General features: G+C 67.6%; 24 protein-coding genes. 20 read left to right on the forward strand and 4 right to left on the reverse strand.

Going from position 1 to position 25,410, the window contains the following annotated elements:
* Window position 1: 1 nt before the first annotated feature.
* Entirely contained in the window at window positions 2-841 is an 840-nt protein-coding gene (locus BGN97_RS06245; protein ID WP_292698976.1) for a CoA ester lyase, read from the reverse strand.
* A gap of 104 nt (window positions 842-945) precedes the next feature.
* Here BGN97_RS06245 and BGN97_RS06250 point away from each other — a divergent pair, with 104 nt between their 5' ends.
* From BGN97_RS06250 to BGN97_RS06270, 5 genes are read left to right on the forward strand one after another with little or no spacing between them, the layout of a single operon-like run.
* Window positions 946-1,644, forward strand: a complete 699-nt coding sequence (locus tag BGN97_RS06250; protein WP_292698977.1) for a GntR family transcriptional regulator — start codon at window positions 946-948, stop codon at window positions 1,642-1,644.
* Between the two features lie 18 nt (window positions 1,645-1,662).
* A complete protein-coding gene (locus tag BGN97_RS06255) occupies window positions 1,663-2,358 on the forward strand; it encodes a creatininase family protein (RefSeq protein WP_292699039.1) in 696 nt (231 codons plus the stop codon).
* Window positions 2,346-3,095 carry an SDR family NAD(P)-dependent oxidoreductase gene (locus BGN97_RS06260; RefSeq protein ID WP_292698978.1) on the forward strand — a complete coding sequence of 250 codons (750 nt, stop codon included), beginning with the start codon at window positions 2,346-2,348 and terminating at the stop codon, window positions 3,093-3,095. Before BGN97_RS06255 ends, BGN97_RS06260 begins: the two co-directional genes overlap by 13 nt.
* A gap of 8 nt (window positions 3,096-3,103) precedes the next feature.
* On the forward strand, window positions 3,104-4,507 hold the full coding sequence (locus BGN97_RS06265; protein WP_292698979.1) for a M20/M25/M40 family metallo-hydrolase: 1,404 nt from the start codon (window positions 3,104-3,106) through the stop codon (window positions 4,505-4,507).
* Entirely contained in the window at window positions 4,507-5,682 is a 1,176-nt protein-coding gene (locus tag BGN97_RS06270) for a membrane dipeptidase (RefSeq protein ID WP_292698980.1), read from the forward strand. Before BGN97_RS06265 ends, BGN97_RS06270 begins: the two co-directional genes overlap by 1 nt.
* A 98-nt stretch (window positions 5,683-5,780) precedes the next feature.
* Here BGN97_RS06270 and BGN97_RS06275 read toward each other — a convergent pair whose 3' ends face one another.
* Window positions 5,781-7,079 (reverse strand): amidase, encoded by a 1,299-nt coding sequence (locus BGN97_RS06275; RefSeq protein ID WP_292698981.1) that lies wholly within the window; start codon window positions 7,077-7,079, stop codon window positions 5,781-5,783.
* A gap of 131 nt (window positions 7,080-7,210) precedes the next feature.
* Between BGN97_RS06275 and BGN97_RS06280 the strand changes: the two genes are divergently transcribed.
* The 14 genes from BGN97_RS06280 (at window position 7,211) to BGN97_RS06345 (ending at window position 22,468) form a co-directional block, all read left to right on the forward strand.
* Complete coding sequence (locus BGN97_RS06280) at window positions 7,211-8,461, forward strand: methylaspartate ammonia-lyase (RefSeq protein WP_292698982.1); 1,251 nt, start codon at window positions 7,211-7,213, stop codon at window positions 8,459-8,461.
* A gap of 43 nt (window positions 8,462-8,504) precedes the next feature.
* Complete coding sequence (locus BGN97_RS06285) at window positions 8,505-10,175, forward strand: DUF885 domain-containing protein (RefSeq protein WP_292698983.1); 1,671 nt, start codon at window positions 8,505-8,507, stop codon at window positions 10,173-10,175.
* Window positions 10,176-10,236: 61 nt separating this feature from the next.
* Window positions 10,237-11,436, forward strand: coding sequence for an MFS transporter (locus tag BGN97_RS06290; RefSeq protein ID WP_292698984.1), 1,200 nt, complete (start codon window positions 10,237-10,239; stop codon window positions 11,434-11,436).
* 105 nt (window positions 11,437-11,541) lie between these two features.
* Complete coding sequence (locus BGN97_RS06295) at window positions 11,542-13,104, forward strand: ABC transporter substrate-binding protein (RefSeq protein ID WP_292698986.1); 1,563 nt, start codon at window positions 11,542-11,544, stop codon at window positions 13,102-13,104.
* A gap of 96 nt (window positions 13,105-13,200) precedes the next feature.
* A complete protein-coding gene (locus BGN97_RS06300; protein ID WP_292698988.1) occupies window positions 13,201-14,154 on the forward strand; it encodes an ABC transporter permease in 954 nt (317 codons plus the stop codon).
* Window positions 14,151-15,035, forward strand: a complete 885-nt coding sequence (locus BGN97_RS06305; protein ID WP_292698990.1) for an ABC transporter permease — start codon at window positions 14,151-14,153, stop codon at window positions 15,033-15,035. Before BGN97_RS06300 ends, BGN97_RS06305 begins: the two co-directional genes overlap by 4 nt.
* On the forward strand, window positions 15,035-16,027 hold the full coding sequence (locus BGN97_RS06310) for an ABC transporter ATP-binding protein (RefSeq protein WP_292698992.1): 993 nt from the start codon (window positions 15,035-15,037) through the stop codon (window positions 16,025-16,027). The genes BGN97_RS06305 and BGN97_RS06310 overlap by 1 nt, the downstream gene beginning before the upstream one ends.
* A complete protein-coding gene (locus tag BGN97_RS06315; RefSeq protein ID WP_292698994.1) occupies window positions 16,024-17,085 on the forward strand; it encodes an ABC transporter ATP-binding protein in 1,062 nt (353 codons plus the stop codon). Before BGN97_RS06310 ends, BGN97_RS06315 begins: the two co-directional genes overlap by 4 nt.
* Window positions 17,082-17,990 (forward strand): isoaspartyl peptidase/L-asparaginase, encoded by a 909-nt coding sequence (locus BGN97_RS06320; protein WP_292698996.1) that lies wholly within the window; start codon window positions 17,082-17,084, stop codon window positions 17,988-17,990. The genes BGN97_RS06315 and BGN97_RS06320 overlap by 4 nt, the downstream gene beginning before the upstream one ends.
* Window positions 17,991-17,994: 4 nt before the next feature.
* Window positions 17,995-18,888, forward strand: coding sequence for a MurR/RpiR family transcriptional regulator (locus BGN97_RS06325; RefSeq protein WP_292698998.1), 894 nt, complete (start codon window positions 17,995-17,997; stop codon window positions 18,886-18,888).
* A gap of 31 nt (window positions 18,889-18,919) precedes the next feature.
* Complete coding sequence (locus tag BGN97_RS06330; protein WP_292699000.1) at window positions 18,920-19,777, forward strand: alpha/beta hydrolase; 858 nt, start codon at window positions 18,920-18,922, stop codon at window positions 19,775-19,777.
* Window positions 19,774-20,742: a 2-dehydropantoate 2-reductase N-terminal domain-containing protein gene (locus BGN97_RS06335; protein WP_292699002.1), complete on the forward strand. Its 969-nt coding sequence runs from the start codon at window positions 19,774-19,776 to the stop codon at window positions 20,740-20,742. Before BGN97_RS06330 ends, BGN97_RS06335 begins: the two co-directional genes overlap by 4 nt.
* Window positions 20,739-21,932 carry a CoA transferase gene (locus tag BGN97_RS06340; protein WP_292699004.1) on the forward strand — a complete coding sequence of 398 codons (1,194 nt, stop codon included), beginning with the start codon at window positions 20,739-20,741 and terminating at the stop codon, window positions 21,930-21,932. Before BGN97_RS06335 ends, BGN97_RS06340 begins: the two co-directional genes overlap by 4 nt.
* Window positions 21,929-22,468, forward strand: a complete 540-nt coding sequence (locus BGN97_RS06345; protein WP_292699006.1) for a MaoC family dehydratase — start codon at window positions 21,929-21,931, stop codon at window positions 22,466-22,468. The genes BGN97_RS06340 and BGN97_RS06345 overlap by 4 nt, the downstream gene beginning before the upstream one ends.
* 147 nt (window positions 22,469-22,615) lie before the next feature.
* Here BGN97_RS06345 and BGN97_RS06350 read toward each other — a convergent pair whose 3' ends face one another.
* A complete protein-coding gene (locus BGN97_RS06350; RefSeq protein ID WP_292699008.1) occupies window positions 22,616-23,611 on the reverse strand; it encodes an SDR family NAD(P)-dependent oxidoreductase in 996 nt (331 codons plus the stop codon).
* Between the two features lie 95 nt (window positions 23,612-23,706).
* On the opposite strand from BGN97_RS06350, the gene BGN97_RS06355 reads away from it, so the two are divergent.
* On the forward strand, window positions 23,707-24,279 hold the full coding sequence (locus tag BGN97_RS06355; RefSeq protein ID WP_292699010.1) for a TetR/AcrR family transcriptional regulator: 573 nt from the start codon (window positions 23,707-23,709) through the stop codon (window positions 24,277-24,279).
* Window positions 24,280-24,379: 100 nt separating this feature from the next.
* On the opposite strand, the gene BGN97_RS06360 is transcribed toward BGN97_RS06355, so the two are convergent.
* A complete protein-coding gene (locus BGN97_RS06360; protein ID WP_292699013.1) occupies window positions 24,380-25,345 on the reverse strand; it encodes a CBS domain-containing protein in 966 nt (321 codons plus the stop codon).
* Window positions 25,346-25,410: the final 65 nt, after the last annotated feature.

Consider the following 25,410-nt stretch of genomic DNA (forward strand, 5'->3'; position numbering starts at 1 on the left):
GCTACTGGGAGGCGACCGTCGGATCGACGGCGCGCTCGAGGATCGCCTGCGCGCGGAGGAGGACCGGACGATCCACCATCGCGCCATCGACCTGCGTGGCGCCGTTGTCGCCCTGAGCGCGCACGACGCGCTGCGCCCATGCGATCTCGTCGTCCGTCGGGCGGAAGGCGGAGGCGACGATGGGCACCTGGAGCGGATGGATGCACAGCTGGCCGCCGAACCCCAGATCGCGGGCGCTCGTGGCGCCGGCGTGCACCACTTCGCTCCGGCGGAACTCGGGTGTCGGGGAGTCCAGCGGTGCCGCGAGACCGGCGACCCGTGAGCTCACGACGATCTGGCAGCGAGCGAAATCGAGGATGGTCCGGCTCGATGAACCCAGATCTGTGGCGAAGTCGAGTGCTCCGAACGCCAATCGGGCGACCTGAGGGGATCGAGCGATCGCCTCGCACGCTGCGATCCCGACCGCGCTCTCGATCAAGGCGATGATTCCGACGCCGGGCAGTCCGTGCGCGATCTCCGCGATGTCCTCGGGCGATTCGGCCTTCGGCAGGATCACCGCACGCAGGCTCTCGGCTGCGTCGCGCGTGATCGTGGTCAGCATGGCGAGGTCCGCTCGCCCGCCCGCGTCGAGGGCGTTGATGCGCACCGCCGCACGCAACCCCGCTGACATCGAGTCGAGGACGGCGTCGCGCGCGACGCTCTTCGCGGCCGTCGACACGGCATCCTCGAGATCGAGTATCACGAGGTCGGCACCCGAGGCGGCCGCTGAGCTGAACCGATCGGGACGATCGCCCGGCACGAAGAGGGCCGTGCGCACGGTCGCGCTCGCGATTGGGTCCATGGGTCTCCTCGACTCTCCTGGTCACCGATTTCGGATCGTACCGATGCATGTTCTTCGCATCTTGAGTACTGTATACTGACAGCACGTTCTGAGAGGCAGGCAAGATGACCACGGTCGGCGGTTCGTTGCAGCAGCACCCGTCTCTCGCGGTGGCCGCCCAGGATTGGATCACCAACGAGATCCTGGCGGGTCGGATCGCTCCCGGCCAGAAGCTCGCGGAAGTGCCTCTCTCCGATCAGATGGGAATCAGTCGATCCCCGGTGCGTGAGGCTCTGCGTGCGCTTGCCGCCCAGGGCCTCATCGTCGTCGAGCCCCGCCGCGGCGCCTTCGTCGCGGACATCGACGCGAGTCAGGCCGCGGATCTGTACGCTTGTCGGCTGCTCATCGAACCGGAGTGCATCAACCAGGCCGCCGCTTCGCTCAGCGATGCGGCCCTGAACGGGCTGGTCGATGCCTTCGCGCGAATGGAGAGCGCAGTGCGGCAGGGCCTTCCCGAGGCCTATGTGACCGCCTTGGAGACCTACAATCGCGAATTGCTGGACGCGTGCCCCAATCGCCTCCTCTTCGGTTTCGCGGAGTCGACCTGGCGTCAGTCGCTCCGCTACTGGGGACTGCTGGCCCGACACTCTCCGACCTATCTGGGGGAGTCGCTGCGCCGCAACACGGCGATCCACGATGCGGTCCTGGCGCGCGACGGAATCGCCGCGGCCGCCGCGCTCACCGAGCTGCTGACATGGAGCCGTGACGGACTCGCCGGCATCATCGCCACCTTGCCACCGAGAGAAGCCTTGGAAGGGAAATAACGCATGCGATTGCACGACATGAACTGGCAGGCCGTCGACGAGTACCTCCAGCATGATGATCGGATAGTGATCCCTGTCGGTTCGACCGAGCAGCACGGATTCCTCTCGCTCGGCACGGACGCGATTCTCGCCGAACGCGTCGCCGTCGAGGCGGCTGAGCCACTCGGAATCCCCGTGCTTCCCGTGCTCCCGTTCGGAGTGACGCCGTACCTGGCGGCCTTTCCGGGCAGCATCACTCTGCGGCTTCGGACCTTCCTCTCCGCAGTGGAGGACATTCTCGACTGTCTCGAGGGGCAGGGATTCAGGCGGTTCGCGATCGTCAACGGGCACGGCGGCAACACCGCGGCGGCTGATCTGTGCAAGGAATGGACCGCCAAGACGCGGCCCCACCGCGTTCAGGCGCAGTTCCTGAGCTGGTACAACGCTCCGCGCACCTGGGCCGTCGCCGAGAAGTACGAATCCGATCCGGGGCACGGCAGCTGGTTCGAGAACTTCCCGTGGACGCGCATCCCCGGCGTCGAGATGCCCGGCGGACGCAAGCCGGCCCTCGACCGCCGCAAGATCGCCCAGTTCAGCCCGGCCGACGTGCGCGAGCAGTCCGGCGACGGGAACTTCGGCGGGTCTTATGAGCTTGGCGACGATGCCATGAACGAAATCTGGGAAACGGGAGTGAACGAAGTGCGAGACATGCTGACAGACGGATGGGCCTTCTGATGATCGGGAGCGGGCTGGCGGGCAAGACCGCCCTCGTGTCCGGGACGGCACACGGCATCGGCCTCGCCATCGCGCAGGTGCTCGTCGAGGAGGGGGCGGTCGTGCACGGCGTCGACCGGCTGGTCGGAGACCCGATCGACGGCGTGACGCAGTCCGTGCTCGATGTGTCGGATGCGGCGGCGGTGACCGCGTTCGTCGAGTCGATCGGGCACGTCGACGTGCTCGTCAACTGCGCGGGCGGCGTCGTCGGACAGGTGCACCATCCCATCGAAGAGGTCACCGACGAGCAGTGGGCGGCGGTGGTCAACGCCAACCTGACGTCGACCTTCGTGATGACGCGCGCCGTCGTGCCCGGCATGAAGGAGGCGGGCTGGGGGCGCATCGTCAACATCTCCTCCGGCGCCGGCCGCTCGGTGAGCCTCACCGGGATCCAGGCGTATGCGAGCTCGAAGGCCGGGCAGATCGGCCTCACGAGGCAGACCGCCCATGAGCTCGGCCAGTTCGGCATCACGGTCAACTGCATCGCCCCGGGCTTCGTCCTGTCCAACCCCACGTCGCAGGCGCAGTGGGACAGCTACGGTCCGGAAGGGCAGGCCGCGCTCGTCAAGGACATCGCGACCCGGCGCACCGGCTCGCCGTTCGACATCGCCAACGGCGTGCGGTACTTCACGTCCGAGTGGGCCGGCTGGGTCAGTGGGCAGACGCTGTCCATCGACGGCGGCCACTCGATGTTCTGAGGCCGACGATGACACTGGCTTTCGAACCCGACGACCGTCGCTACCTCGCCGAGCTGGCCGAGTACGTCGCGATCCCCTCCGTCAGCCGCGACGCCGACGCGGACGCGATGCGTCGAGCGGCCGAATGGATCGCCTCGCGCATCGATTTCGCCGATCCGCAGATCGTCGAGACGGGCGGGCATCCGGCCGTCGTCGGCTCCTGGCTCGGCGCTCCCGGAGCCCCGACCGTGCTCATCTACGGGCACTACGACGTGCAGCCCACCGGCTCGCTCGACGAGTGGATCACACCGCCCTTCGACCTCACGCCCTACGTCGACGAGGCGACCGGCGAGGAGCGGGTGCGCGGACGCGGCGCGGCGGACGACAAGGGACCGGTGTATCTCGTCGTCGAGACGTGCCGCCAGTTCCTCGCGCAGGAGGGCGCCCTGCCGTGCAACCTCCGCTTCCTCTTCGAGGGGGAGGAGGAGATCGGCAGCCCGAACCTGGGATCTTATGTGCGTACCCATGCCGCGGACCTGAGCGCCGATCTGGTGGTCTCGGCCGACGGCGCGCAGTGGCGGACCGACGAGCCGTCCTTGTCGATCGCGTCGAAGGGGCTCCTCGCCCTCGACATCACGGTCACCGGGGCGAACCGCGATCTGCACTCGGGCCGTTACGGCGGCACCGTCGCGAATCCGACCCACGCGCTGGCCGCCCTCCTCGCGTCGCTGCACGACGAGGAGGGGAGGATCGCCGTCGACGGCTTCGGCGACGGGATCCCCGCCCTCACGCCGCAGCGCCTCGCCGAGATCGACGCGGTCGCCTTCGACGAGGAGGCCTACCGCGCCGACCTCGACGTCCCGGCACTGCACGGCGAGCCGGGGATGTCGACGCTGGCCCGTCTCTGGACGCAGCCGACGATCGAGGTCAACGGGATCGCCGGCGGCGGCGCGTACTCGGTCATCCCGCATGTGGCCTCGGCGCACGTCACGTGCCGTCTGGTGCCGGGCCAGCGCCCGGAGACGGTCGCCCGCGCACTGGACGCCCACATCCGGGCGCACGCGATGCCCGGGGTGCGGGTCGAGGTGCGGTTCGAAGACGGTGCGGTTCCCGCGTACACGATCGACCCGGGGCATCCCGGAATCCAGATCGCGCGGGACGCGCTCGAGCAGGTGTATCCGGGGGAGGAGGTGCTGCTCGCGGTCATCGCCGGCACCCTTCCGGCGACGGTCCTCTTCGAGGAGGCGCTCGGCGCGAAGACGATGTTCTTCTCCTTCGCCGTCGCCGACGAGTGGCACCACGCGCCCAACGAGTTCTTCCGGGTGCGTCGTCTGCGCGAGGGGATGCGCGCCTGGGAGATCCTGCTGCGCGGGTTCGGCGCGACGGAGGGACTTGGGGACCGCGGTCTGGCCGCGGCGGGGGCGGTGCGCTGATGGCCTACACCTCTTACTCCTATCTGCCGGACGGGACGATCCCGCGCTTCGAGCTCGACCCGGAGGTCGACCGGGTTCCGCCCTACGACCTGGGTCTCACCCCGGAGCAGGCGGCCCGCGCCGCCGCGCTGCTCGAGGAGAGCCTGGTCGTCTCCCTGCACGATCATCCGACCGTGTTCCCCAAGGACGTGACGGAGATCCCCGCGTACAACCGCACCGGGCGCCAGCACACCGCCTTCGAGGGACTGCGTCGATCGGGCGTCACGGCGGTCTTCGACAACATGGCGGACGGGACGGCCTGCATCACCGGTCACGCGCCGTGGCGATGGGACGACGTCATCACCGATCTCGGGATGAGGCAGGTCGACATCGCGCATCAGGGCGATGTGGTCGTGGCACGGTCGGTCGCGGACATCGAGCAGGCGCGTCGGGACGGGACCGTCGCGATCGTCTTCGGCCTCGAGGCGGCCACGCCCATCGAGAACGAGCTCGACCGGCTCGACGTCCTGTTCGGTCTGGGGCTGCGGCAGATCGGGATCGCCTACTCCGAGTCGAACTCGCTGGGCGGCGGACTCGTCGACGGCGACGACGGCGGGCTGACCCGCTTCGGCGTCAAGGCGGTCGCCCGCATGAACCAGGTCGGCCTCGCCATCGACGTCTCGCATTCGAACGATCGCACCGGGATCGAGACCTGCGAGGCATCGGAGAAGCCGGTCTTCATGACCCACGCCGGCGCGCGCGCCCTCTGGGACATCCCGCGACTCAAGCGCGACCCCGCGCTGCGTGCCATCGCCGAGACGGGTGGCGTCGTGGGCATCTCCGCGGCGCCGCACACGACGATCTCCTACGAGCACCGGGCGCACTCGCTCGACTCGGTCATGGATCACTTCGAGTACATCGCAGACCTCATCGGGATCGAGCACGTCGCCTTCGGGCCGGACACACTGTTCGTCGACCACGTCGGACTGCACACCCAGTTCGCGAACCTGCTCTCGGGGGCGATGGCGGCGGCACCCGAGCATCCGCGCGTGAAGTACGTGGCTGGCCTGGAGAGCATGGAGGAGTCGTTCCACAACATCACCGGATGGCTCGTCGCGCACGGGTACAGCGACGATGACATCCGTGCGGTCCTCGGCGGCAACATCCTGCGTGCGCTGCGCGAGATCTGGCCGTGAGCGGCGAGGGGTGAGGGGCCGGTCCGACCGGGCCCTCACCACTCACCCACGCCCGGGCGGTTCGCTCGACGCGCCTGCACGCGACGCGAGCGCGTTCGTCAGGGCGCGGGGGAGGCGAGAACGGATGCCGCACGAGCGGCGAGGCGGAGCAGAGCCACGTCATCGCCGGGACGTCCGGCGAGCTGGAGCCCGACGGGCAGCCCGTCCGCGGTCATGCCGCAGGGGATGACGACGGCGGGCTGACCGGTGACGTTGTACGGGCCGGTGAAGATGCCCTCGATCTCGCCCTCGGGTGTGTCGACCGGCGGCGTGAGCTCGGGCGCCGGGTACGGCACGACGGGGCCGACGAGGGCATCGACGCCGTCGAGGAGGGCATCGACATCCGGGCGGAGCCGTTCGCGGCGTTCGAGGGCCGCGAGCCGGGCGGCCGGTGCGGCGTGCTCGGCCTCGGCGAGCAGCCGTCGTGTCGTCGCGCCGAAGTGCTCGGGACGGGTCTTCATGATCGCCTCGTGCACCCGCCACGCCTCGACCATGAGGATCGGGCCGAGCAGCTCGTCCATCGCCGCCAGAGGCGCCGCGTCGCGCGGCTCCAGGTCGAAGCGGCCGGCGGACGCGAGACGGTCCAGGGCGCCGCGGGTGATGGCGGCGATCTCGGGATCCAGCCGCGGGTCGGCGAGCTGGCCGTCGAGCACGCCCAGGCGGTAGCCGGCGCGCGGCGCGGCCTCGTGCGAGGCGACCTCCGATGCGAGGGCGGGGACGATGGACGGCAGCACGGAGAGGCAGTCGTCGACCGTCGCGGTGATGAGACCCACATGATCGAGCGACGGCGACAGGGGTGTCACGCCTTCGGCGGAGACGAGACCGAAGGTGGGCTTGTACCCGACGACGCCGCAGTACGCCGCGGGGATGCGGATCGATCCGCCGGTGTCCGTTCCGACGGCCACGCGGCACACGCCGGCAGCGACGAGCGCTGCTGATCCCCCGCTCGAGCCGCCGGCGGTGCGATCCGGCCGCACCGGGTTGCGAGCCTCCGGAAGATCCGGGTGTGGTGCGCCCGCGGCATACTCCAGCAGAGAGGTCAGCGCGAACACATCGGCCCCGGCGGCACGGAGGAGCGAGATGACCGGGGCGTCGTGCTCGGCGGGCGGGCCGACCATGTCCTCCGGGTTGCCGTTGCCCACCGGGTGTCCGGCGACGGCGATGATGTCCTTGACCGCGATGGGGGTCCCGACCAGCGGTCCGGTGGTCGCCCTGCGTGGGTGAGCGATCGCGGAGACGACCGCGTTGAGAGGCCGGCCGAGACGGTCGAGTCTGTCCAGCGCTGCGGACAGTTCGCGTTCCGCCAGTGACCGATTCCGGTGTTCTGAAGACCAGTTCTCGTCCTCTGCGTCGAGCATGGTGACCTCCGAGCGGAAAAGTGGAGAAGTTCTGGCGTCGTGTCCAGTGTACGCACTACAGTAGATTGAATACAATGCACTGTAGCTCGCGAAGCTGCCTGCCTCTGAAGGATTATGGAAGGAACGTCCGCATGGAAGTCCAGGACCTCATCGCCGTCCCCGCGCGCTCGGGCTTCTATCGTGACGATCAGGCGGCCATCGGCGGCGGAGCCGAACGCGACGGATTCCTCTACACGGGGCGACCCCGCACCGAGGGATTCTCCCGCGTCCGCGAGCCCGGATCTGCGGTCTCCCTCATCCTCGTACTCGAGGACGGGCGCATCGCGCTCGGGGACTGCGCTGAAGTCCAGTACGCGGGCGTGGGTGGTCGTGGCGCGGTCATGACGCAGCAGGCGACGATGTCCGAGGTCGAGAGTCTGCTTCGACCGCATCTCATCGGAACGGATGTCTCCGAGTTCCGCTCGGTCGCCGAAGCTGTGGACGGGATGGACCTGTCCATCCCGTCCCGCTACGGCATCTCGCAGGCCCTGCTGGACGCCACCGCTCAAGTGCAGCGACGGACGATGGCCGAGGTCATCCGGGACGAGTACAGCACGGGGATCGAGATCGAGCCGGTCCCTCTCTACGCCCAGAGCGGCGATGATCGCTTCCTCAACGTCGACAAGATGATCATGAAGGGCGTCGACGTGCTTCCGCACGGCCTCATCAACGCCGTCGACGACAAGCTCGGCTATGACGGCGGTCTTCTGCTCGACTATGTCGGATGGGTCGCCGAGCGCATCGGCGCGATCGGTGGTTCTGCCTACCGCCCCGTGATCCACATCGACGTCTATGGAATGCTCGGCGTCATCTTCTCAGGGGACCTCGGGCGCGTGGTGGCCTACCTCGGCCGACTCCGCGAGCGGGCCGCGCCGTACCGACTGCGCGTCGAGCATCCGGTGGATGCCGGCAGCCGCGAGGGGCAGATCGCTGCCGGCGTGCAGCTGCGACGTCTTCTGCGCGAACGTGACATCGACCTCGAGATCGTCGCGGACGAGTGGTGCAACACGCTCGACGACATCCGGGAGTTCGTCGCCTCCGGTGCCGCGGACATGGTTCAGGTGAAGACCCCTGATCTCGGCGGGATCGGCAACACCGTCGAGGCGCTGCTGACGGCACGCCGAGGCGGCGTCGGTGCGTTCTGCGGGGGAACGTGCAACGAGACGGACGTCTCCGCGCGCGTCAGCGCCCACATCGCGATGGCGTGCGGTGCCGACCAAGTGCTCGCGAAGCCCGGAATGGGCGTGGATGAGGGCCTGATGATCGTCGGCAACGAGATGGCGCGGATCTCTGCTCTGATCGCGGCCCGCGACCGCCGCGCCCACGCGGCCGAAGTGCATTGAGAACACACGACACCACCCTCCCGGACACAGATCAGGAGTCCTCATGAATGACACCCTCGCGGCCCTCGGTGAGACCTACTTCGAGGCGAAGCACACCTACGATCCGTTCAACGCGACGCTCCTCGGACTCACAGAGTTCGATGGGATCCTCGGCTCGCCGAGCGCCGAGACCTCCGACTCGGCCCGCGCGGTCTTCGCTTCGGTGCGCGAACAGGCCGAGAGCCTGGATCCCGCGACGCTCGATGCCGCCGAGGCCGTCGACCGGGACGTGCTGGTCGCCCTGGCACGGGGGGCGGAGACGGATGCGCAGCATTCGCTGTGGGCGGCGAACATCTCCGGCAAGGGGTACGTGAGCAGGCAGGGCACTCTGCTGCAGGCGCTTGCCGCGACGACGGTCAATGAGGCCTCAGGCGCCGAGCAGTACCTCGACCGACTGGCAGCCCTTCCTGACTATCTCACCCAGCTCGGCGAGCGATACCGTCATGAGCTCGCATCGGGGCGCACTCCGACGGCAGTCGGAGTGCGCAATGCAGCGCGACAGCTGCGCGAGGAGGCCGACGGAGAGGACGGGACGCTGCTGCGACCGGTCGCGAGTCCGGCGGGCGCGGCCTGGCGTGATCGCGCCGAGGCGCTTGCCGCACGGGTCGTCCCCGCGTTGGGCGAGCTGGCTGAACTGCTGGACCGCGAGGCGATGCCCTTCGCCCGTCCCGACGACAAGGCGGGGGTGTGCTGGATGGAAGGCGGCGAGGAGGCGTACGCCGATGAGCTGGCCAAGCACACCACGACAGACCTCTCCGCGGAACGTGTGCATGAGCTGGGTCGCGAGGCGCTGCGCGAGCTGGACCAGCTCTGGAGCGAGATCGGGGAACAGGCCTTCGGCGTCACGGATCGCGTCACGATCCAGCAGCGTCTCCGATCGGACCCCGAGCTGCGCGCGACATCGCGACAGCAGCTCGTCGACATCGCCGAGGGCGCCCTGCGTCGTGCTGAAGCGGCGCTTCCGGAGTACTTTCCCACGGACTGCCCGATCGGTCCCTGCGACATCGTGGAGCTGACGGCTGCGGAGTCCGCCAACAGCGCGATGGCGTACTACCGACCGCCGACGGTCGATGGCAGCCGCAACGGCGCACAGTGCCTCGCCACGGCCGACCCCACGTCGCGGTATCGCTATGAATACGAGGCGCTCTCGTTCCACGAGTCGGTCCCCGGGCATCATCTGCAGCTCGCGACCTCGCAGCTTCTGAACGTGCCGCGATACAGGCGCCACCTGGATGTAGAGGTGTGCGGGTTCAACGAGGGATGGGGTCTCTACTCCGAACAGCTCGCCGACGAGCTCGGACTCTACAGTGATGTCTTCGCGCGTCTCGGAAGGCTCTCCTTCCAAGCGCTGAGGGCCTGCCGGATGGTCGTCGACACCGGCATGCACGCGATGGGATGGAGCCGGCAGCGGGCCATCGACTTCATGTTCGAGAACACCGCCACGACCCTGGACCACGTCGTCCACGAGGTGGACCGCTACCTCGCCTGGCCCGGGCAGTGCTGCGCGTACGGCGTCGGCAAGAGGGAGATCCTGCGGATGCGCGCCCATGCCCGCCAGGAGCTCGGCGACGCATTCGACCTCCCGGGGTTCCACTGGGCCGTCGTCTCGAACGGGGCGGTTCCGGTGTCCGTGGCCTTCGCGTCGGTCGATCGATGGATCGCCTCGCAGCGCTGAGTAGGAGCACCCGTACGCGGGGTGCGGCCGCTCGACTCCGTTCCGAACGACAGCTGAGACCATGAGGGCGTACGTTGATCTGCTGCGCATGCCGGCAGTGCGGGACATGTTCGTCCTCACGCTGTTCTCGCGCACACCGATGTGGGCCGCCAATGTCGTGCTGACACTGCACGTGGTGGGGCGGCTGGAGGAGAGCTATGCGATGGCCGGCCTCGTCACGGGGGTTCAGGCCGTGTGTCTGGGCATCTCGGGGCCGTACCGCGGGCGGCGGCTCGACCGGCTGGGCCTGCGCAGATCCGCCCTCCCGTCTCTCATCGTCGTGCCCGCGTGCTGGGTGATCGCACCCTGGTTCGGATACTGGCTGCTTCTGCCGCTGGCCGCCATCGCGGGGCTGTTCGCCGTACCGACGTTCGCGATCACTCGATCGGTGCTCATCGGCAACAGCGACGCGAGTCAGCGCAACAGCGCCATGGCGCTGGACGGCATCCTGTCCGACATCACCTACATCCTCGGACCCATCATCGGAGTCGCTCTCGCATCGATGCTCCCGACGTCGGTCGTGCTGTTCATCCTCCAGATCGGCGCCGTGGCAGCCTGCCTGGCGATCTGGGTCGTCAACCCGCCGCTGCACGATGCGGACGGACCCCCGCCTCCCGTCATCGAGACGTCGAGCCGGTGGTGGCGCACGGTGCTCCCCGGTTGGCTCGGCGTGCGGGTCGTGATGCTGCTCGGGATCGGATTCGCGGCGAGCTTCACGCTCAGCGGTCAGAGCCTGAGCATCGTGGCCGCGATGATCGGATGGGGCAGCCCGCAGTCCGTCGGATGGGCGCTGGCCCTCTGGGGGTTCGGATCCCTCATCGGAGGATTCGTCTTCGGCATCCTGAAACGCCCCCCGCGGGCGGTCTTCATGCTCGCCGCGCTCGGTGTTTCGGCGCTGCTGGTCCTGCCCTCACCCGGGCGCGGATGGTTCGCCGTCCTCGTGACGCTGACCGGGGCGTTCTCCGCTCCTGTGGTCATCAGCGTGTCCAGCGAAGTCTCGCGCATCGTGCCGTTCGCGCATCGTGGTGAGGCGATGAGCTGGCTCGGCACCGCGACGATCTTCGGTAGCGCGGTCGGAGGCCCTGCGGCCGGCCTGGGGCTCGATGCCCTCGGCTGGCAGGGCGGGATGCTCGTCGCTGCGGCGGGCGCCCTGGTCATCGCGGGGATCGGACTGTGGGGAAGGAGACAACCGCGTTACATAAAAGTTACAGGCCTGTCATGACTTCGTCATCAGTGAGCCATATGGTATCGAACAGTACAAAGCTTCATATCTCGTAAAAAATGTATCGATCAGTACAACCCGGATTGACCTACGAAGGGATACAGCATGCGCAGGGCATTAGTGGCAAGCGCGGTCAGCTTGTTTATGGTGGCGGCACTCACCGCTTGCAGCGGAACCGCGAGCACGCCGAAGGATGAGCCGACATCGGCCAGCGGGGGAGACCTCGTCATCGGCCGAGACGGCGAGGGATCGACCCTCGACAACACGAACACGAACTTCGAGAACTACTCGATCTCGATCTTCCAGCAGATCGGCGAGTCGCTCTACGAGACGACGAAGGACGGCCAGACGCTCAAGCCCCTGCTCGCAGCCGACATGCCGGAGATCTCGGCGGATGGCCTCACCTACACGGTGAAGCTCCGCGATGACGTCACGTTCAGCGACGGCAGCCCCATGACGGCGAAGGACGTGAAGTTCTCGATCGACGCGGACACGGCCGGCGCGGGCGAGGGCGGCTGGGGATTCGTGAACCTGGCGATCGACACGGTCACCGTGGTCGATGACACCACGGTGAAGTTCCAGCTGAAGCATCCGTGGGCGCCGTTCGTCGCCGACCTGTCGATGTTCTCGAACGCGATCCTCCCGGAGAACTACGGGGGAAAGACGAAGGACGAGTTCTACGCGGCACCGGTCGGGACGGGTCCCTTCATGTTCAAGGAGTGGGTCAAGGGAGACCACGCCACGGTCGTGAAGAACCCGAACTACTGGCAGAAGGGGATGCCGTCGCTCGACTCGATCACGTGGCGCGTCATGCCCGACGCGAACACCCGCAAGCTGGCGCTCAAGAGCGGCGAGATCCACGCCGAGCAGATCACGGACTGGTCCAGCTGGAAGGAGCTGTCCTCCACCGCGGGCATCACCGCGGCTTCGTTCCCCTCGACCGAACTCCGCTACGTGGGCATGAACGTCGACCGTGCGCCGCTCAACGACCCGCACGTGCGGCTCGCGATCGCTCACGCCCTCGACCGTGAAGCGATCATCTCGGCGGTGCTCTACGGCAACGGCGAACCGGCGAACTCGATCATCCCGAAGGGCGTCCCGTTCTACAACCCGGACAACAAGGGACCCGTGTTCGACCTGGCGAAGGCGAAGGAGGAGCTCGCGGCATCGAGCGTTCCCGGAGGATTCACCACGACGATGCTCATCAAGTCGGGCGATGCCACCGAGGCGGCCATCGCTCAGATCCTGCAGAGTCAGTTGAAGGAGCTCGGCATCACCCTCGAGATCGAGCAGCTCGAGGCGACGGCGCAGAAGGCGCGCCGATTCGCCACGGACTACGACATCGCCATCGGCGGGTGGACGATGGACATTCCCGACGCCGATCAGTGGATGACAGCGGCTCTCGACCCTGAGGGCGGGCTCAAGTCGGCGTACACGAACTACGACAACCCCGACATCACAGCGCTCAACGCGAAGGCGCAGCAGGAGAACGACACGGCCAAGCGCGGGGAGCTGTACAAGCAGATCCAAGCCGACGTCGCGAAGGACTCGTCGCTGGCACTCATGTACTACGTGCCCTACGGCTGGGCTCACTCCGACAAGGTGAAGGACTTCTTCGTCACGCCCCTCGGGTATGTCGATCTGAAGAACGTCACACTCGCGAAGTGACATCCCTGAAAGAAATGGTCTGACACTCGGGTGCGGGTGCTGCAGGCAGCACCCGCACCCGAGCTCCCCCCACGCAACGAGAGAGGAACCGCAGATATGCTTCAGCGTCTCGGCTTCATCCCAGGGCGCCTGCTGCAGGCGATCCCGATCGTCTTCGGCCTCACCATCATCGTGTTCTCGCTCTCCAAGCTGATTCCCGGCGACGCGGCGGTCGCGATGCTCGGCGAGCGCGCCGGCCCCGATGCGCTCGACGCCCTCCGCGAGAAGCTCGGACTCGACCGCCCGGCGATCGAGCAGTACTTCCTGTACATCGGGCGGCTTCTTCGCGGAGATCTCGGCGACAGCCTCATGTACCACGTGCCGGTGATCGATGTGCTTCCGAATGCACTCCCGGTGACGCTGTCCCTGGTCCTCTACGCTGTCCTCCTCGCTCTGATCATCTCGATCCCGCTGGCTGCTCTCGCGGCTTCGCGCCCCAATGGCGTGCGGGATCTGGTCGTCCGGGGCTACACGCTGGTCGCGCAGGGCATGCCGCAGATGTGGGTGGGCATCATGCTCATGCTGCTGCTGTCGCTGCAGTTCCCGCTCTTCCCCATCGGCCGGTACGGCTCAGGGCTCGAGAACATCCGCAATCTCTTCCTGCCGGCTCTCACTCTCGCCATCGCCCTGACGCCGACGCTGATCAGGAGCCTGCGGCAGTCCATGATCACGGTGCTCGAGGCCGACTACGTCGCCACGGCGCGGTCCAAGGGTTCCGCCGGTTTCCCCCTCTTCCGCGACCACATCGTCCGCAACGCCATTCTTCCCACGGTGTCGGTCGTCGGCGTGCACCTCAGCTACATCGTCGGCGGCTCGATCGTCGTCGAGCGGGTGTTCAATCTTCCAGGAATCGGGCAGCTGATGGTCCAGGCGATCCTCAACCGCGACTTCCCCCTCATGCAGGCGGTCACGCTCACGGTGGGACTTCTCGTCATCGTCGTCGGCATCGTCACGGATGTCGTGTACAGCCTTCTCGACCCACGAGTCGCAGCCGGAAGGGCAAAGGCATGAGCGTCGTATCGGTCATCGTGCGGGGCAAGGCCCCCTCCAAGGCGCGTCCGCGCACGCGGCAGCTGCGCCCCTGGTACCAGAACCCACCGCTGGTCGCCGGCCTGATCGTCACCGGACTGCTCGTGCTGATCGCGGTGTTCGCGCCGTTCATCGCGCCGCATGATCCGCTGGCGCAGGACCTGCTCAACGCGCGCCAGGGCCCGAGTCCCGAGCACTGGTTCGGAACGGATTCGCTGGGGCGCGACATCGCCTCCCGCCTCATCTGGGGCGCGCAGGTCAATCTGCGCATCGGCTTCCTCGCCGTTCTCATCCCCTTCGTGTTCGGGACGATCGTGGGCGCGATAGCCGGCTATTTCGGCGGCTGGTTCGACATCGTCATCATGCGCATCGTGGACATCTTCTACGCGCTCCCCTTCTACGTCATCGTGATCGCGCTCGTCTTCGCCCTCGGCTCAGGAGAGGCGAGCATCTATCTGGCAATCGCGATGGTGTCCTGGACCGCCTATGCGACGATCGTGCGCGGCGAGGTGATCGTCGCGAAGCAGCTCGACTACGTGCGCGCTGCACGCCTGGGCGGCCTGCCCAAGTGGCGCATCCTCGTTCGCCACATCGGTCCGAACGTCATGAGTCAGGTCATCGTCTACGCCATGAGCGACGTCGTGATGAACATCCTCGCCGTCGTCACGCTGGGATATCTCGGGCTCGGGATCACGCCGCCGACTCCCGAATGGGGATCCATGATCGTGGAGGGTCAGACCTTCATCACGACGAACTGGCTCATGGCGACCATACCCGGACTCGCCGTGGTGGTCGCCAGCCTCGGCCTGTCGTGGCTCGGAGATGGGCTGTCCGATCTGCTCAACCCTGATAGGAGGAAGTGATGGCTGGCGAGAACCTCCTCGAGATCGAGGACCTTTCCATCGGCATCAAGCGCGGCGGTCGGCAGGTGCGCATCGCCGAGGACGTCAATCTGACTGTCGGCGTCGGCGAGCGCGTCGGACTCGTCGGCGAATCGGGCGCGGGCAAGTCGATGGTGCTGCGAGCGATCGCGGGACTGCTGCCGCGCGGTGTCGAGGTCCTCTCCGGTGCGATCCGATACGACGGGAAGAACCTGCTCGATCTGAGACCGTCTCAGCGTCTGCGACTCATGGGTCCCGAGATCGCCATGGTCTTCCAGGAGCCGATGACCGCACTCAACCCGCTCATGCGGGTGGGAGAGCAGATCGCGGAGGCATCCATCCGCTACAAGGGCATGTCCCGCAGAGCGGCACTGGCCCGAGCGGTCGAGCTCATGAGCTACGTCGGGATCCCCGATCCGAAGACGAGAGCGACCGCTTTCCCCCATGAGCTGTCCGGCGGCCTGCGTCAGCGCGTCATGATCGCCATGGCGATCTCGCTCAAGCCCCGCCTGCTGCTCTGCGATGAACCGACCACCGCGCTCGATGTCACCGTCCAGCATCAGGTGCTGCGTCTTCTGGAGGAGATGTGCGATGAGGTCGGTGCGGCACTTCTCTTCGTCACACACGATCTGGCGGTCATCAACCAGACGTGTCGACGTCTGGCGGTGATGTACGCCGGTCACGTTATCGAGACGGGAACGACCGAGCAGGTGCTGCACGATCCGCGCCATCCGTACACGCGAGGCCTGCTGGAATCCGCGCCGGACTTCGATCGTCCCGAGCGGCTTCTCGCCGCGATCCCCGGGTCTGCCCCGAATCTCGCGGATCGCCAGCCCGGCTGCGCCTTTGCCCCGCGCTGCCGTGACGCCGTGGAATCGTGCTTTGCGGGGGAGCCGACCCTGCATGCGACGATCGACGGACGCCAGACCGCGTGCTTCCGCGCCGACGAGCTCTTCCAGAAGGTGAACGCATGAGTTCTCAGACACCAGACGTGCAGCAGCCCGTGTTGCGCGGAGTCGACCTCACCAAGAAATACCAGGTCGGACGGTCGGTCGCCGATCGGCTGGCGAAGCGCGAAGGGCGGGCGCTGACAGCACTGGACGGCGTGTCCATCGAGGTGTTCCCGGGCGAGGTCCTCGCGGTGGTCGGCGAGTCCGGGTCGGGGAAATCGACCCTCGCGAAACTTCTGGTGGGCAGTGAGACCGCGTCCTCGGGCGAGGTCGTCTTCGAGGGCAAGGCCCTCTCCCCCCATCGGGATTCCGTCGAGGCGCGCCGTATCCAGATGGTCTTCCAGGATCCGTACTCCTCACTCAATCCACGATTGACGATCGGCAGCGTGCTGACCGAGCTCATCCGGTACCACCGGATCGTCCCGCGTGACCAGGTGAAGGCAGAGGCCAGTCGTCTGCTCAAGCTCGTGGGGCTCGACGACGACGCGCTGGAGGCCTACCCGAGTCAGTTCTCGGGCGGACAACGACAACGCGTCGCGATCGCGCGAGCGCTCGCCGTCCGCCCCGATGTCCTGATCGCGGACGAGCCGGTATCGGCGCTCGACGTGTCTGTTCAGGCGACGATCCTCGAGCTGATCGCCGACCTGCGCGACCAGCTGGGCCTGTCCGTGCTGTTCATCGCCCACAACCTCGCGGTCGTGCAGCACCTCAGTCAGCGCGTCGCAGTCATGTATCTGGGCCGGATCGTCGAGATCGGCACGGCGGCCGAGCTGTTCGCGAACCCCTCTCACCCGTATACGCGCGCGCTCATCGCGTCGATCCCGCGGATGAAGGCGGGCAGCTTCAACAGCGAGTTCCAGGTGAAGGGCGAACCTCCGAGCCCCTACTCGGTTCCGCAGGGGTGCCGATTCCACCCGCGGTGCCCGTTGGCCACCGACGAATGCCGCTCCGTCGATCCCGCACTCATTCCTGTGAGTGCGGGCGACACGGAGAGCATGCACCTCAGTGCCTGCCTGCGGATCGATGCACTGCCGCCGATGCCCGAAGCTTTCCAGCCGCCTGCCGAAAGGTCTTCCTTATGAACGTTTTCGAGTCACCCGGCGGGCATGCGTGGTCGTTGGCCATTCACGGTGGAGCCGGAGGCCGGGTCGAGGAGCTCGGCGTCCAGGGCGACGGCGAGTACGAGCAGGGCCTGGCCGACGCGCACCGCGTCGGCGCACGCGTGCTGGAGGACGGGGGCAGCGCCCTGGACGCCGTCTGCGCCGCTGTCGCCGCGCTGGAGGACAATCCGCTCTTCAACGCGGGTCGCGGGTCGGCGCTGCGGCGCGACGGGTCGATCGAGACCGACGCCGCCGTCATGTTCGGCGGGCGGGCGGGTGCGGTCGCAGCGCTCGGCTCTGCGCGCAACCCGGTCGCGGTCGCCCGACGCATCATGGAGGACCATGCGGCCGTGCTGCGCACGGGCGTGACCGAGGAGGCCGTGCGCTCGTGGGGTCTGGAAACGGCCGACACGGATTACTTCCTCACTCCCGGCCGGATCGCGCAGCTCGACAACGTGCAGGCCGGACGGATTCCCGCTCAGACGCACGGCACGGTCGGCGCAGTGGCGATGGACAGGAACGGCCGGCTGGCCGCCGCGACGTCGACCGGCGGCATGGTCAATCAGGTTCCGGGCAGGATCGGGGACACTCCGCTGGTGGGTGCGGGGACCTATGCGCGAGACGGTGTCGTCGCCGTTTCCTGCACCGGAAGCGGTGAGGCGTTCATCCAGGGCGTGGTGGCCCATGAGATCGCGGCACGGGTTCGCCACGCCGGCGCCGACCTCGCGGATGCCGTTCGTGATGTTCTGCACGAGGAGGTAGGCGGCAGGGGCGTGACCGGTGGGATCATTGCCGTCGGCGCGGATGGGCGCGTCGTCGTCGCCCACAACTCGCCCGCGATGTTCGCCGCCACCGGTCGCGGCGCCGATGTCACCGTGTGGTCCTGATCTGATGGACGACATCCGCGACATCGTGTCGAGTCGGGTCGGGGAGCTCTCTCCGGCGGAGAAGCGAGTGGCACGCGCGCTGCTCGCGAGCTACCCGGCTCTCGGCCTTGGGACCGCGACGGCATGGGCTGAAGCCGCCGGCACCTCGATGCCGACCGTGCTGCGCTTCGTGACCCGACTCGGCCTCGGGAGCTACCGCGAGTTGCAGCTGCGGCTCCGGGAGGAGTCCACGCAGCGGGCCATGAGTCCGGTCCAGCGCGCGACGCGCAGCCGCACGGATGAGACGGCGAGCGGGTACGAGGAGCTGATCGAGCGCCGCCTGACGATAGCACGGGAGCTGTTCCGCACCGTTCCCGCCGCGGAGTTCGAAGCGGCGGTGCGTCTGCTGGCTCGGCGTCCACGACGGATTCATCTCGCCGGCGGTGTGTTCACCACGCATCTCGCGGCACTGCTCGCCGCGCAGCTCGGAGAGCTGTTGAGCGGAGTGGTGCATACCCCGGACCCCCTCGCCCGGGACCTCGCCAAGTACCTGGACCTCGAGGCGGAAGACGTCGTCATCATCTTCGACTTCCGGCGCTACGAAGAGTCCGCCTACAAGGTCGCCGAACGGGTCAAGCGCCGCAAGGCACGACTGATCGTCTTCACGGACCACGAGTTGTCGCCGTCGGCGGAGCTGGCGGACGTCGTCCTTCCGGTGTTCGTCGACGGGATCCCCTTCGACTCGCACAGCGGCGTGCTGGTGCTGCTCGAGAGCCTCGTCGAAGGCGTCTTCCACGCGCTCGGAGCGACCGCGATCGAACGGATGGCGCTGTGGGAGCAGGACGTGCTGCTCACCCGCGTGCCCACCGGTTACACGTCCGACAACCGCAGATCATCACGGCGACGGCCCGTCACGTGATGCACGACTCGCAGAAACGAAAGGGAGACTCATGGAACTGACGATCAACGGATGCCGCCTCAATATAGAGGACCTGGGGCCGCGTGATGCACCCCTCATCATCGCCCATCACGGAGGTGGCGGCATCGGGTCATTGGAGGAGCCGAAGTCCACCTTCGGCACCCTGGCCGACGAGTACCGGGTCATCGTCTTCGACGCCCGCGGTTGCGGGCGCAGCGAGGCCGTGGAGCCGTATTCGCACGCCCAGTGGGCGGCAGACGTCGACGCGCTCCGGGAATGGGCCGGCGCCGAGAAGATCACGGTCGCAGGGGGCTCCTACGGCGGATTCATCGCGCTGGAGTACGCGGTCCGCTATCCGGAGCACGTCAACGCCGTCATCCTCCGCGACACTGCTCCAGACGGCACGAAGCTCTCGCTCGCCTTCGAGAACGCCCGCAACCAGGACCGCATCGAGGTCAAGTGGGACGACTTCAATCGCTATTGGTCAGGTCAGATCCGCGACGACGCCGACCTGAAGCAGTGCTGGGCCGACATGATCGGCCTCTACGATCACAACTACGACCCGGCCAGGTCGGCCGCGCGGGTCGAGGCGGGCTTCTATCGTCACGAGGCGCACAACTGGTGCTTCCAGCACAACTGGAACTCCTACGACGTCAAGGATCAGCTGCCCTCGGTCACCGTGCCGATGCTCGTCACGGTGGGACGCTACGACTGGGTCGTGCCTGTGTCGTGCTCGGAAACGATCGCCGAGCTCGTGCCGAACTCCGAGCTCGTCATCTTCGAGGAGTCGGGGCACTCCCCGCAGATCGAGGAGCGGGAGCTGTTCCAGCAGACCATCCGCGACTTCATGCACCGTGCCGTGCCGGTGACGGCAGAGGTGGTCGCGTGAGGTACGTCGTCATCGGAGCCGGCGCCATCGGCGGCACCCTCGGCGCCCATGCCGTGCGTGCCGGGCACGACATCCTGTTCTGCGACGTCGCGGCCGACCACGTCGACGCGATCAACGAGCGCGGGCTGGAGATCACCGGACCGGTGGAGCAGTTCACGGTGCGGGCGCCGGCGGTCACGCCGGCCGACCTCCCGGACCGGATCGACCGGGCCGTCGTCGCGGTGAAGTCCCTGCACACGGCCGCGGCGGCCGAGCTGCTGCGTGACCGTCTCGCTCCCGACGGGTTCGTGCTGTCCGTGCAGAACGGGCTGACCGCGCACCACCTCATCGATGCCGTGGGCGACTCGCGCGTGTTGTCCTCCTTCGTCAACATCGGGGCGGACTACCTGGAGCCCGGCAAGGTCATCCAGGGCAACGTCGCGACGTTCCGCATCGGCGAGCTGGCGGGCGGGGCCATCACAGATCGCGTTCGTGAGATGGTGTCGGTGCTGCCGTACGCGCAGGCGACCGACAACGTGCTCGGCTATCTGTGGGGCAAGGAGGCGTACGGCGCCATGTTGTGGGCGGGGGCCGTCTCCGATCTGGAGATCGCGGACACGCTCGACACCCCGCGGTATCGGCCGCTCATGGTCGCCCTCGCCCAGGAGGTGCTCGCCCAGGCGCCGGTCCCGGTGGAGAGCTTCGACGGGTTCGAGCCCGACGACCTCGACGGGTCGCTCGACCGCCTCGCGCTCTTCAACCGCAACAGCGCCAAGAAGTACAGCGGCATCTACCGAGACCTCGCCGTGCGCAAGCGGAAGACGGAGATCGACGAGATGCTGTCCGAGCTCCACGGCCCGATCTTCGCCAAGATCGGGGAGCTCATCCACGACATCGAAGACGGCAGGCGGGTCAACTGCGTCGAGAACCTCGACGAGCTGGCCGACTACGCCGCGTCCTTGAGCCGGGACGGGGCCGTGTCGTGAGGCCGCTGGAGGATCTCCGGATCCTCGCCGTCGAGCAGTACGGCGCGGGGCCGTTCGGGAGCCTCCACCTCGCCGATCTCGGCGCGGAGGTCATCAAGATCGAGGAGCCCGCGTCGGGTGGCGACGTCGGACGCTATGTGCCGCCGTACCAGGAGGGCGAGGACTCGCTCTTCTTCGAGTCGTTCAACCGCAACAAGCGCAGCATCAGCCTGGACCTCGGCACGCCCGAGGGCTGGGAGGCCTTCAGCCGGCTGGTCGAGGTGAGCGACGTCGTCTACTCGAACCTGCGGGGCGACGTCCCCGAGAAGATCGGGATCACCTACGACCAGCTCAAGCACCTCAACCCGCGGATCGTCTGCTGCGCGCTCACCGGGTTCGGGATGTCCGGGCCTCGTCGGGCCGAGCCGGGCTACGACTACGTCCTGCAGGGCATGGCCGGATGGATGGACATCACCGGCGAGCCCGATGGCCCGCCGACGAAGTCGGGGCTCTCGCTGGTCGACTACTCGGGCGGTCTGGTGGCGGCCATCTCCATGCTCGCGGCGGTCCACGCCGCACGGCGCGACGGCGTGGGCGGGGATTGCGACGTCTCGCTGTTCGACACCGCGGTCTCGATGCTCACCTATCCCGCGATCTGGGCGCTCAACGGCGATTTCGAGCCGCAGCGGATGCACAACTCCGCCCATCCCTCGCTGGTGCCGTTCCAGGCGTTCCAGGCGGCGGACGGCTGGCTCGTCGTGGCGTGCGCGAAGGAGAAGTTCTGGCGCCGGCTCGCGGGCGTGATCGGGCATCCCGATCTCGCGGACGACGCCCGGTTCGCGACGTTCGCCGCGCGGAGGGAGAACTCCGCGGCGCTGCTCGAGATCCTCGAAGCGGCCTTCGCGACGCGCGAGGTCGCGTCATGGCTCGCGGAGATGAAGGCCGTCGGCGTTCCGTGCGGTCCGGTCCAATCGGTTCGCGAGGCGCTCGGTGACCCGCACACCCTCGCACGCGGGATGGTCGTGGAGACGGAGCACCCGCGGTTCGGCACGATCCGGCAGGTGCGCAGTCCCGTGCGCGTCGGAGACGGCGACGTCGAGTACCGGCGGGCGCCCCGGCGGGGAGAGGACGCCGCGTACGTGCTCGGCGAGCTGCTCGGCTATGACGAGGAACGGATCCGGCAGGCGACGGCGACGGAGGTGCGACGATGACCGGGAGCGAGAGGGTCAGTCCCGAGGGGTGGGCGGGCCGGTTCTTCGAGGACTTCGAGCCGGGCGACGTCTACTACCATCCGCTGGGCAAGACGATCATCGAGGCCGACAACCAGTGGTTCACGCTGCTCACGCAGAACACCGCGAGGATCCACTTCGACGACGTCGCCGCGTCGGCGACCGAGTACGGTCGTCCGCTGGTGAACTCGACGTTCGTCCTCGCGCTGGTGACGGGACAGTCCGTGATCGACCTGACGTTCAACGTGTTCGCCAACCTCGGCTGGGATGAGGTGCGGATGCCTGCGCCGGTGTTCATCGGCGACACGATCTCGTCGCGGTCGAAGGTGCTGGAGAAGAGGCAGTCCGCCTCCCGGCCTGAAACTGGGGTCGTGGTCGTCGCGACCGAGGGATACAACCAGAGCGGTACGGTCGTGATTCGGTTCCGGCGGACATTCCTGGTCTACCTGCGCGGTCACGCGCCGCAGGCTGTGATCACGCGTCCTTCGGAGGACAGCCTGCCGAGTGCGGCTGGGTGACGGTCCGTCCGCCGATGCCGGGTCTCAGACCTCGAGCCGGGCGGTCGCTTCGAGCGGCACCCGGATGCTGGACGCCCGGGTCGCCGAGGAGCTGAGATGGTGCGGCCGAGTGAGGGGGGGCTCGGCCGCACCGGCGGGTTCCGGTGCTTACTGCACCGACCACCCGCCGTCGGATGCCAGGATCGCGCCGTTGATGTTCACGGCGTCGTCGCTGAGCAGGAAGGTGATGGACGCCGCCAGGTGCTCGGCGGTCGCGACGCTCGGGATCGCCTGCTGGAACGGGGCGAGGCGGGCGGAGCCGTACTCGGACATGTGCGGCGGCATCGGGATGCCGGTGGCGACGCCACCCGGGGCGACCGAGTTCACGCGGATGCCCTTCGGTCCGTACATGACGGCGGCCGAGCGGGTGACGCCGATGATGCCGTGCTTGCTGGCCGTGTAGGCGTTGCCGGACGCGTTGCCGCGCAGGCCGGCCTCGCTGGAGACGTTGAGGATCGCGCCGCGACCGTTCTTCTCCATGATGGGGATGACCGCGCGCATGAGCTTGAACGGCGCGGAGAGGTTGATCGCGATGACGCGGTCCCACACGGCATCCGTGGTCTCTCCGGCGGGCGAGAAGTCGTCGTTGATATCGGCGACGTTCGCGAGCCCGTCGATCTGGTCGCCTGCGGCGGCGATGACGGCGTCGATCGCGTCCTGCTGGGTGAGGTCGCCGGCGACGGTGACGATGCCGGGGATCTCGTCCTTGAGGGCGTCGAGCTTGTCGGCGGAGATGTCCGCGGCGATCACGCGTCCGCCCTCGCGGGCGATGCGGGATGCCGTGGCGCGCCCGATCCCGGACGCCGCGCCCGTGACGATCACGGTCTTGCCGGTGAAGCGACCCGGGGTGATGTTCTCGACCCAGCCGGTCGGGGCGGTGTCTTCGGGGATCTCGCCGCCGTTCGCTGCGCGGACGAGGTCGTCGACGACCGACTGCGGCAGGGCGCCCTGACTCATGGCGACGAGTTGCTGCAGGGGGAGGCCGAGCACGGGGGTGAGCAACTCGGGATCGGCGCCGGTCTTCTCGAACAGGCCCCGGATGAGCAGGCCGCCGCTGGCGTCATTCATCCACTCGCCGATGGTGGAGTGCGCGGTCAGTGCCATGGTGTCTCCTCTGTTGATCGGGTCGCTGAGCCTGTCGAAGCGATAACGCAACGCTACGTCCAGTTATTTCACTCTACGCCCGATACGCTGATCCCGTGCCTCGTCCCCGCAGTGAAAAAGCTCGCCAGGCGGTGCTGGCGTCGATGCTGCGCGCGCTCGCCGCGGACGGGTACGCGGCCGTCACGATCGAAGGGCTCGCAGCAGAGGCCGGGGTCTCGAAGCAGACGATCTATCGGTGGTGGCCGTCGAAGGCCGCGATCCTGGGTGAGGCGCTGTTGGAGGGGGAGTTGCCCGGCGGCGACGTCGAGGTGCCTTTCACGGACGATCTCGCGGCGGACCTGCGCGCCTGGTTCACAGCGGTATCCGTGGCGCTGGCGCGTCCGGAGGGTGCTGCGGTCGCGCGTGCCCTGATCGCGGTGACCGCGACGGATGCCGAACTCGGCCAGCGCCTCAACGAGCGCCTGGCGGCACCTATTCGCAACTGGGTCCTGCGCCGTCTGCAGCTGGCGACGGATGCCGGTGAGGTTCGCACGGACGCTGACGCCGACGTGATCGCCGACCAGTTCGTCGCGATCGCGAGCTACGCCGCGCTGCTGGGGCGGCCCCTGGGGGAGAAGCAAATGGCGGAGACGGTGGAGTTGATGGTGCGGGGGATCAGGCGGGGCTAGTCCGTCGATTGTTCTGCGTGATCTCGATCCTGACGACCGCTATGTGGGTCCGCCTCTCTGCGGGCGGGAGCTGATGCGATCGTCGAGTTCATCTGGCGGCTCAGATGGCTGCCTTCAGCCAGTTCAAGCACTCCGTGACGGTCGACTCACGGTTGTCATCAGGGGTGTTCCGGAAGTGCATGATGTCGTTGCGAAGCAGGGCCACTTTCTTCAGGTTCCCCACACAGGTCTTGCGATCCAGACCGAGACCGAGCGCCCCCCAGCGGTCGGGGTGCTCGAGGACACGGATGTACTCCCCGAACGTGAGGTCGCTCGCGCCGCCGAAATCGGCTCGCTCGATGTTCGGGTCGACGCAGGATTCGAGGTCTGGCACCGGGAGCCGGTCGAGGATGGTGCGCAGCAGGCTTTCGATCTCCCCGATCCGCACGTACACACCCGTCGAATTCCGGAAAGTGCCCGCGAGGTCGCTCGCTGTGACGATGCCGACGATGACCCGTTCACGATTCCGGTAGTAGACGTAGTCGTCGGCGATGATCATCGGGATGAGGTCCATCAGATTGTCCGCCGAGTCGGCGACGTGCCCGCCCGAGGTCATCACATCCCGAGCCGTCGCGTTGGATTGGCCGTTCGCCCGTGAGCGGGCGATCGACTTCCACGTCACGGTCCCGTGAAGTTTTCTGCGGCTCTGGTCGGTGATCGGGATCTGAGAGAAGTCATGCATCAGCATGAGCGTCTCCACATGCTCCAGCGAGTCCTCTTGCCGTGCGGTGATGAGCTCAGGTGCGTCTTCGGCGAGATTGGAGATCGGCAGACCCGCCTGGTGCCGTGGTCGATTGTCTGCACGCCGATCGCTGATGACGACGGGGCCCCAGTAGTCGGCGAGCGCCAGATCGGGCTCCACCACGAGGCCTCTCTCGCGCAGCGCCTGGTTCAAGGACGCGACGACGTACTTGCCGCGCTTCGTGTTTCCGTTGAGCGCAAGCAATTCTCGCAGGTCGATCTCCTGAGGGGATTCGAGCGTCACACTGTCCAGAAACTCAGACAGGGTGCGTTCTTCTTCAGACAACGTGGACTCCTCATGCCTCAAAAGTTTCCATCCGCGACTTGGAGGCAGATGAGCCCCCTGTCCCG

Origin of the sequence: Microbacterium sp. 69-10, from assembly GCF_001897945.1 — a bacterium.
In the GTDB taxonomy this organism is placed as follows: domain Bacteria; phylum Actinomycetota; class Actinomycetes; order Actinomycetales; family Microbacteriaceae; genus Microbacterium.

Bases quoted from the DNA above. Each gene is read 5' to 3' on its own strand.
- BGN97_RS06325 (WP_292698998.1), top strand. From the start codon at position 17,995: ATGGACGACATCCGCGACATCGTGTCGAGTCGGGTCGGGGAGCTCTCT.
- BGN97_RS06305 (WP_292698990.1), top strand. From the start codon at position 14,151: ATGAGCGTCGTATCGGTCATCGTGCGGGGCAAGGCCCCCTCCAAGGCG.
- BGN97_RS06270 (WP_292698980.1), top strand. From the start codon at position 4,507: ATGGCCTACACCTCTTACTCCTATCTGCCGGACGGGACGATCCCGCGC.
- BGN97_RS06295 (WP_292698986.1), top strand. From the start codon at position 11,542: ATGCGCAGGGCATTAGTGGCAAGCGCGGTCAGCTTGTTTATGGTGGCG.
- BGN97_RS06350 (WP_292699008.1), bottom strand. From the start codon at position 23,611: ATGGCACTGACCGCGCACTCCACCATCGGCGAGTGGATGAATGACGCC.
- BGN97_RS06245 (WP_292698976.1), bottom strand. From the start codon at position 841: ATGGACCCAATCGCGAGCGCGACCGTGCGCACGGCCCTCTTCGTGCCG.
- BGN97_RS06265 (WP_292698979.1), top strand. From the start codon at position 3,104: ATGACACTGGCTTTCGAACCCGACGACCGTCGCTACCTCGCCGAGCTG.
- BGN97_RS06315 (WP_292698994.1), top strand. From the start codon at position 16,024: ATGAGTTCTCAGACACCAGACGTGCAGCAGCCCGTGTTGCGCGGAGTC.
- BGN97_RS06300 (WP_292698988.1), top strand. From the start codon at position 13,201: ATGCTTCAGCGTCTCGGCTTCATCCCAGGGCGCCTGCTGCAGGCGATC.
- BGN97_RS06280 (WP_292698982.1), top strand. From the start codon at position 7,211: ATGGAAGTCCAGGACCTCATCGCCGTCCCCGCGCGCTCGGGCTTCTAT.
- BGN97_RS06330 (WP_292699000.1), top strand. From the start codon at position 18,920: ATGGAACTGACGATCAACGGATGCCGCCTCAATATAGAGGACCTGGGG.
- BGN97_RS06275 (WP_292698981.1), bottom strand. From the start codon at position 7,079: ATGCTCGACGCAGAGGACGAGAACTGGTCTTCAGAACACCGGAATCGG.
- BGN97_RS06310 (WP_292698992.1), top strand. From the start codon at position 15,035: ATGGCTGGCGAGAACCTCCTCGAGATCGAGGACCTTTCCATCGGCATC.
- BGN97_RS06255 (WP_292699039.1), top strand. From the start codon at position 1,663: ATGAACTGGCAGGCCGTCGACGAGTACCTCCAGCATGATGATCGGATA.
- BGN97_RS06320 (WP_292698996.1), top strand. From the start codon at position 17,082: ATGAACGTTTTCGAGTCACCCGGCGGGCATGCGTGGTCGTTGGCCATT.
- BGN97_RS06290 (WP_292698984.1), top strand. From the start codon at position 10,237: ATGAGGGCGTACGTTGATCTGCTGCGCATGCCGGCAGTGCGGGACATG.
- BGN97_RS06260 (WP_292698978.1), top strand. From the start codon at position 2,346: ATGGGCCTTCTGATGATCGGGAGCGGGCTGGCGGGCAAGACCGCCCTC.
- BGN97_RS06345 (WP_292699006.1), top strand. From the start codon at position 21,929: ATGACCGGGAGCGAGAGGGTCAGTCCCGAGGGGTGGGCGGGCCGGTTC.
- BGN97_RS06285 (WP_292698983.1), top strand. From the start codon at position 8,505: ATGAATGACACCCTCGCGGCCCTCGGTGAGACCTACTTCGAGGCGAAG.
- BGN97_RS06250 (WP_292698977.1), top strand. From the start codon at position 946: ATGACCACGGTCGGCGGTTCGTTGCAGCAGCACCCGTCTCTCGCGGTG.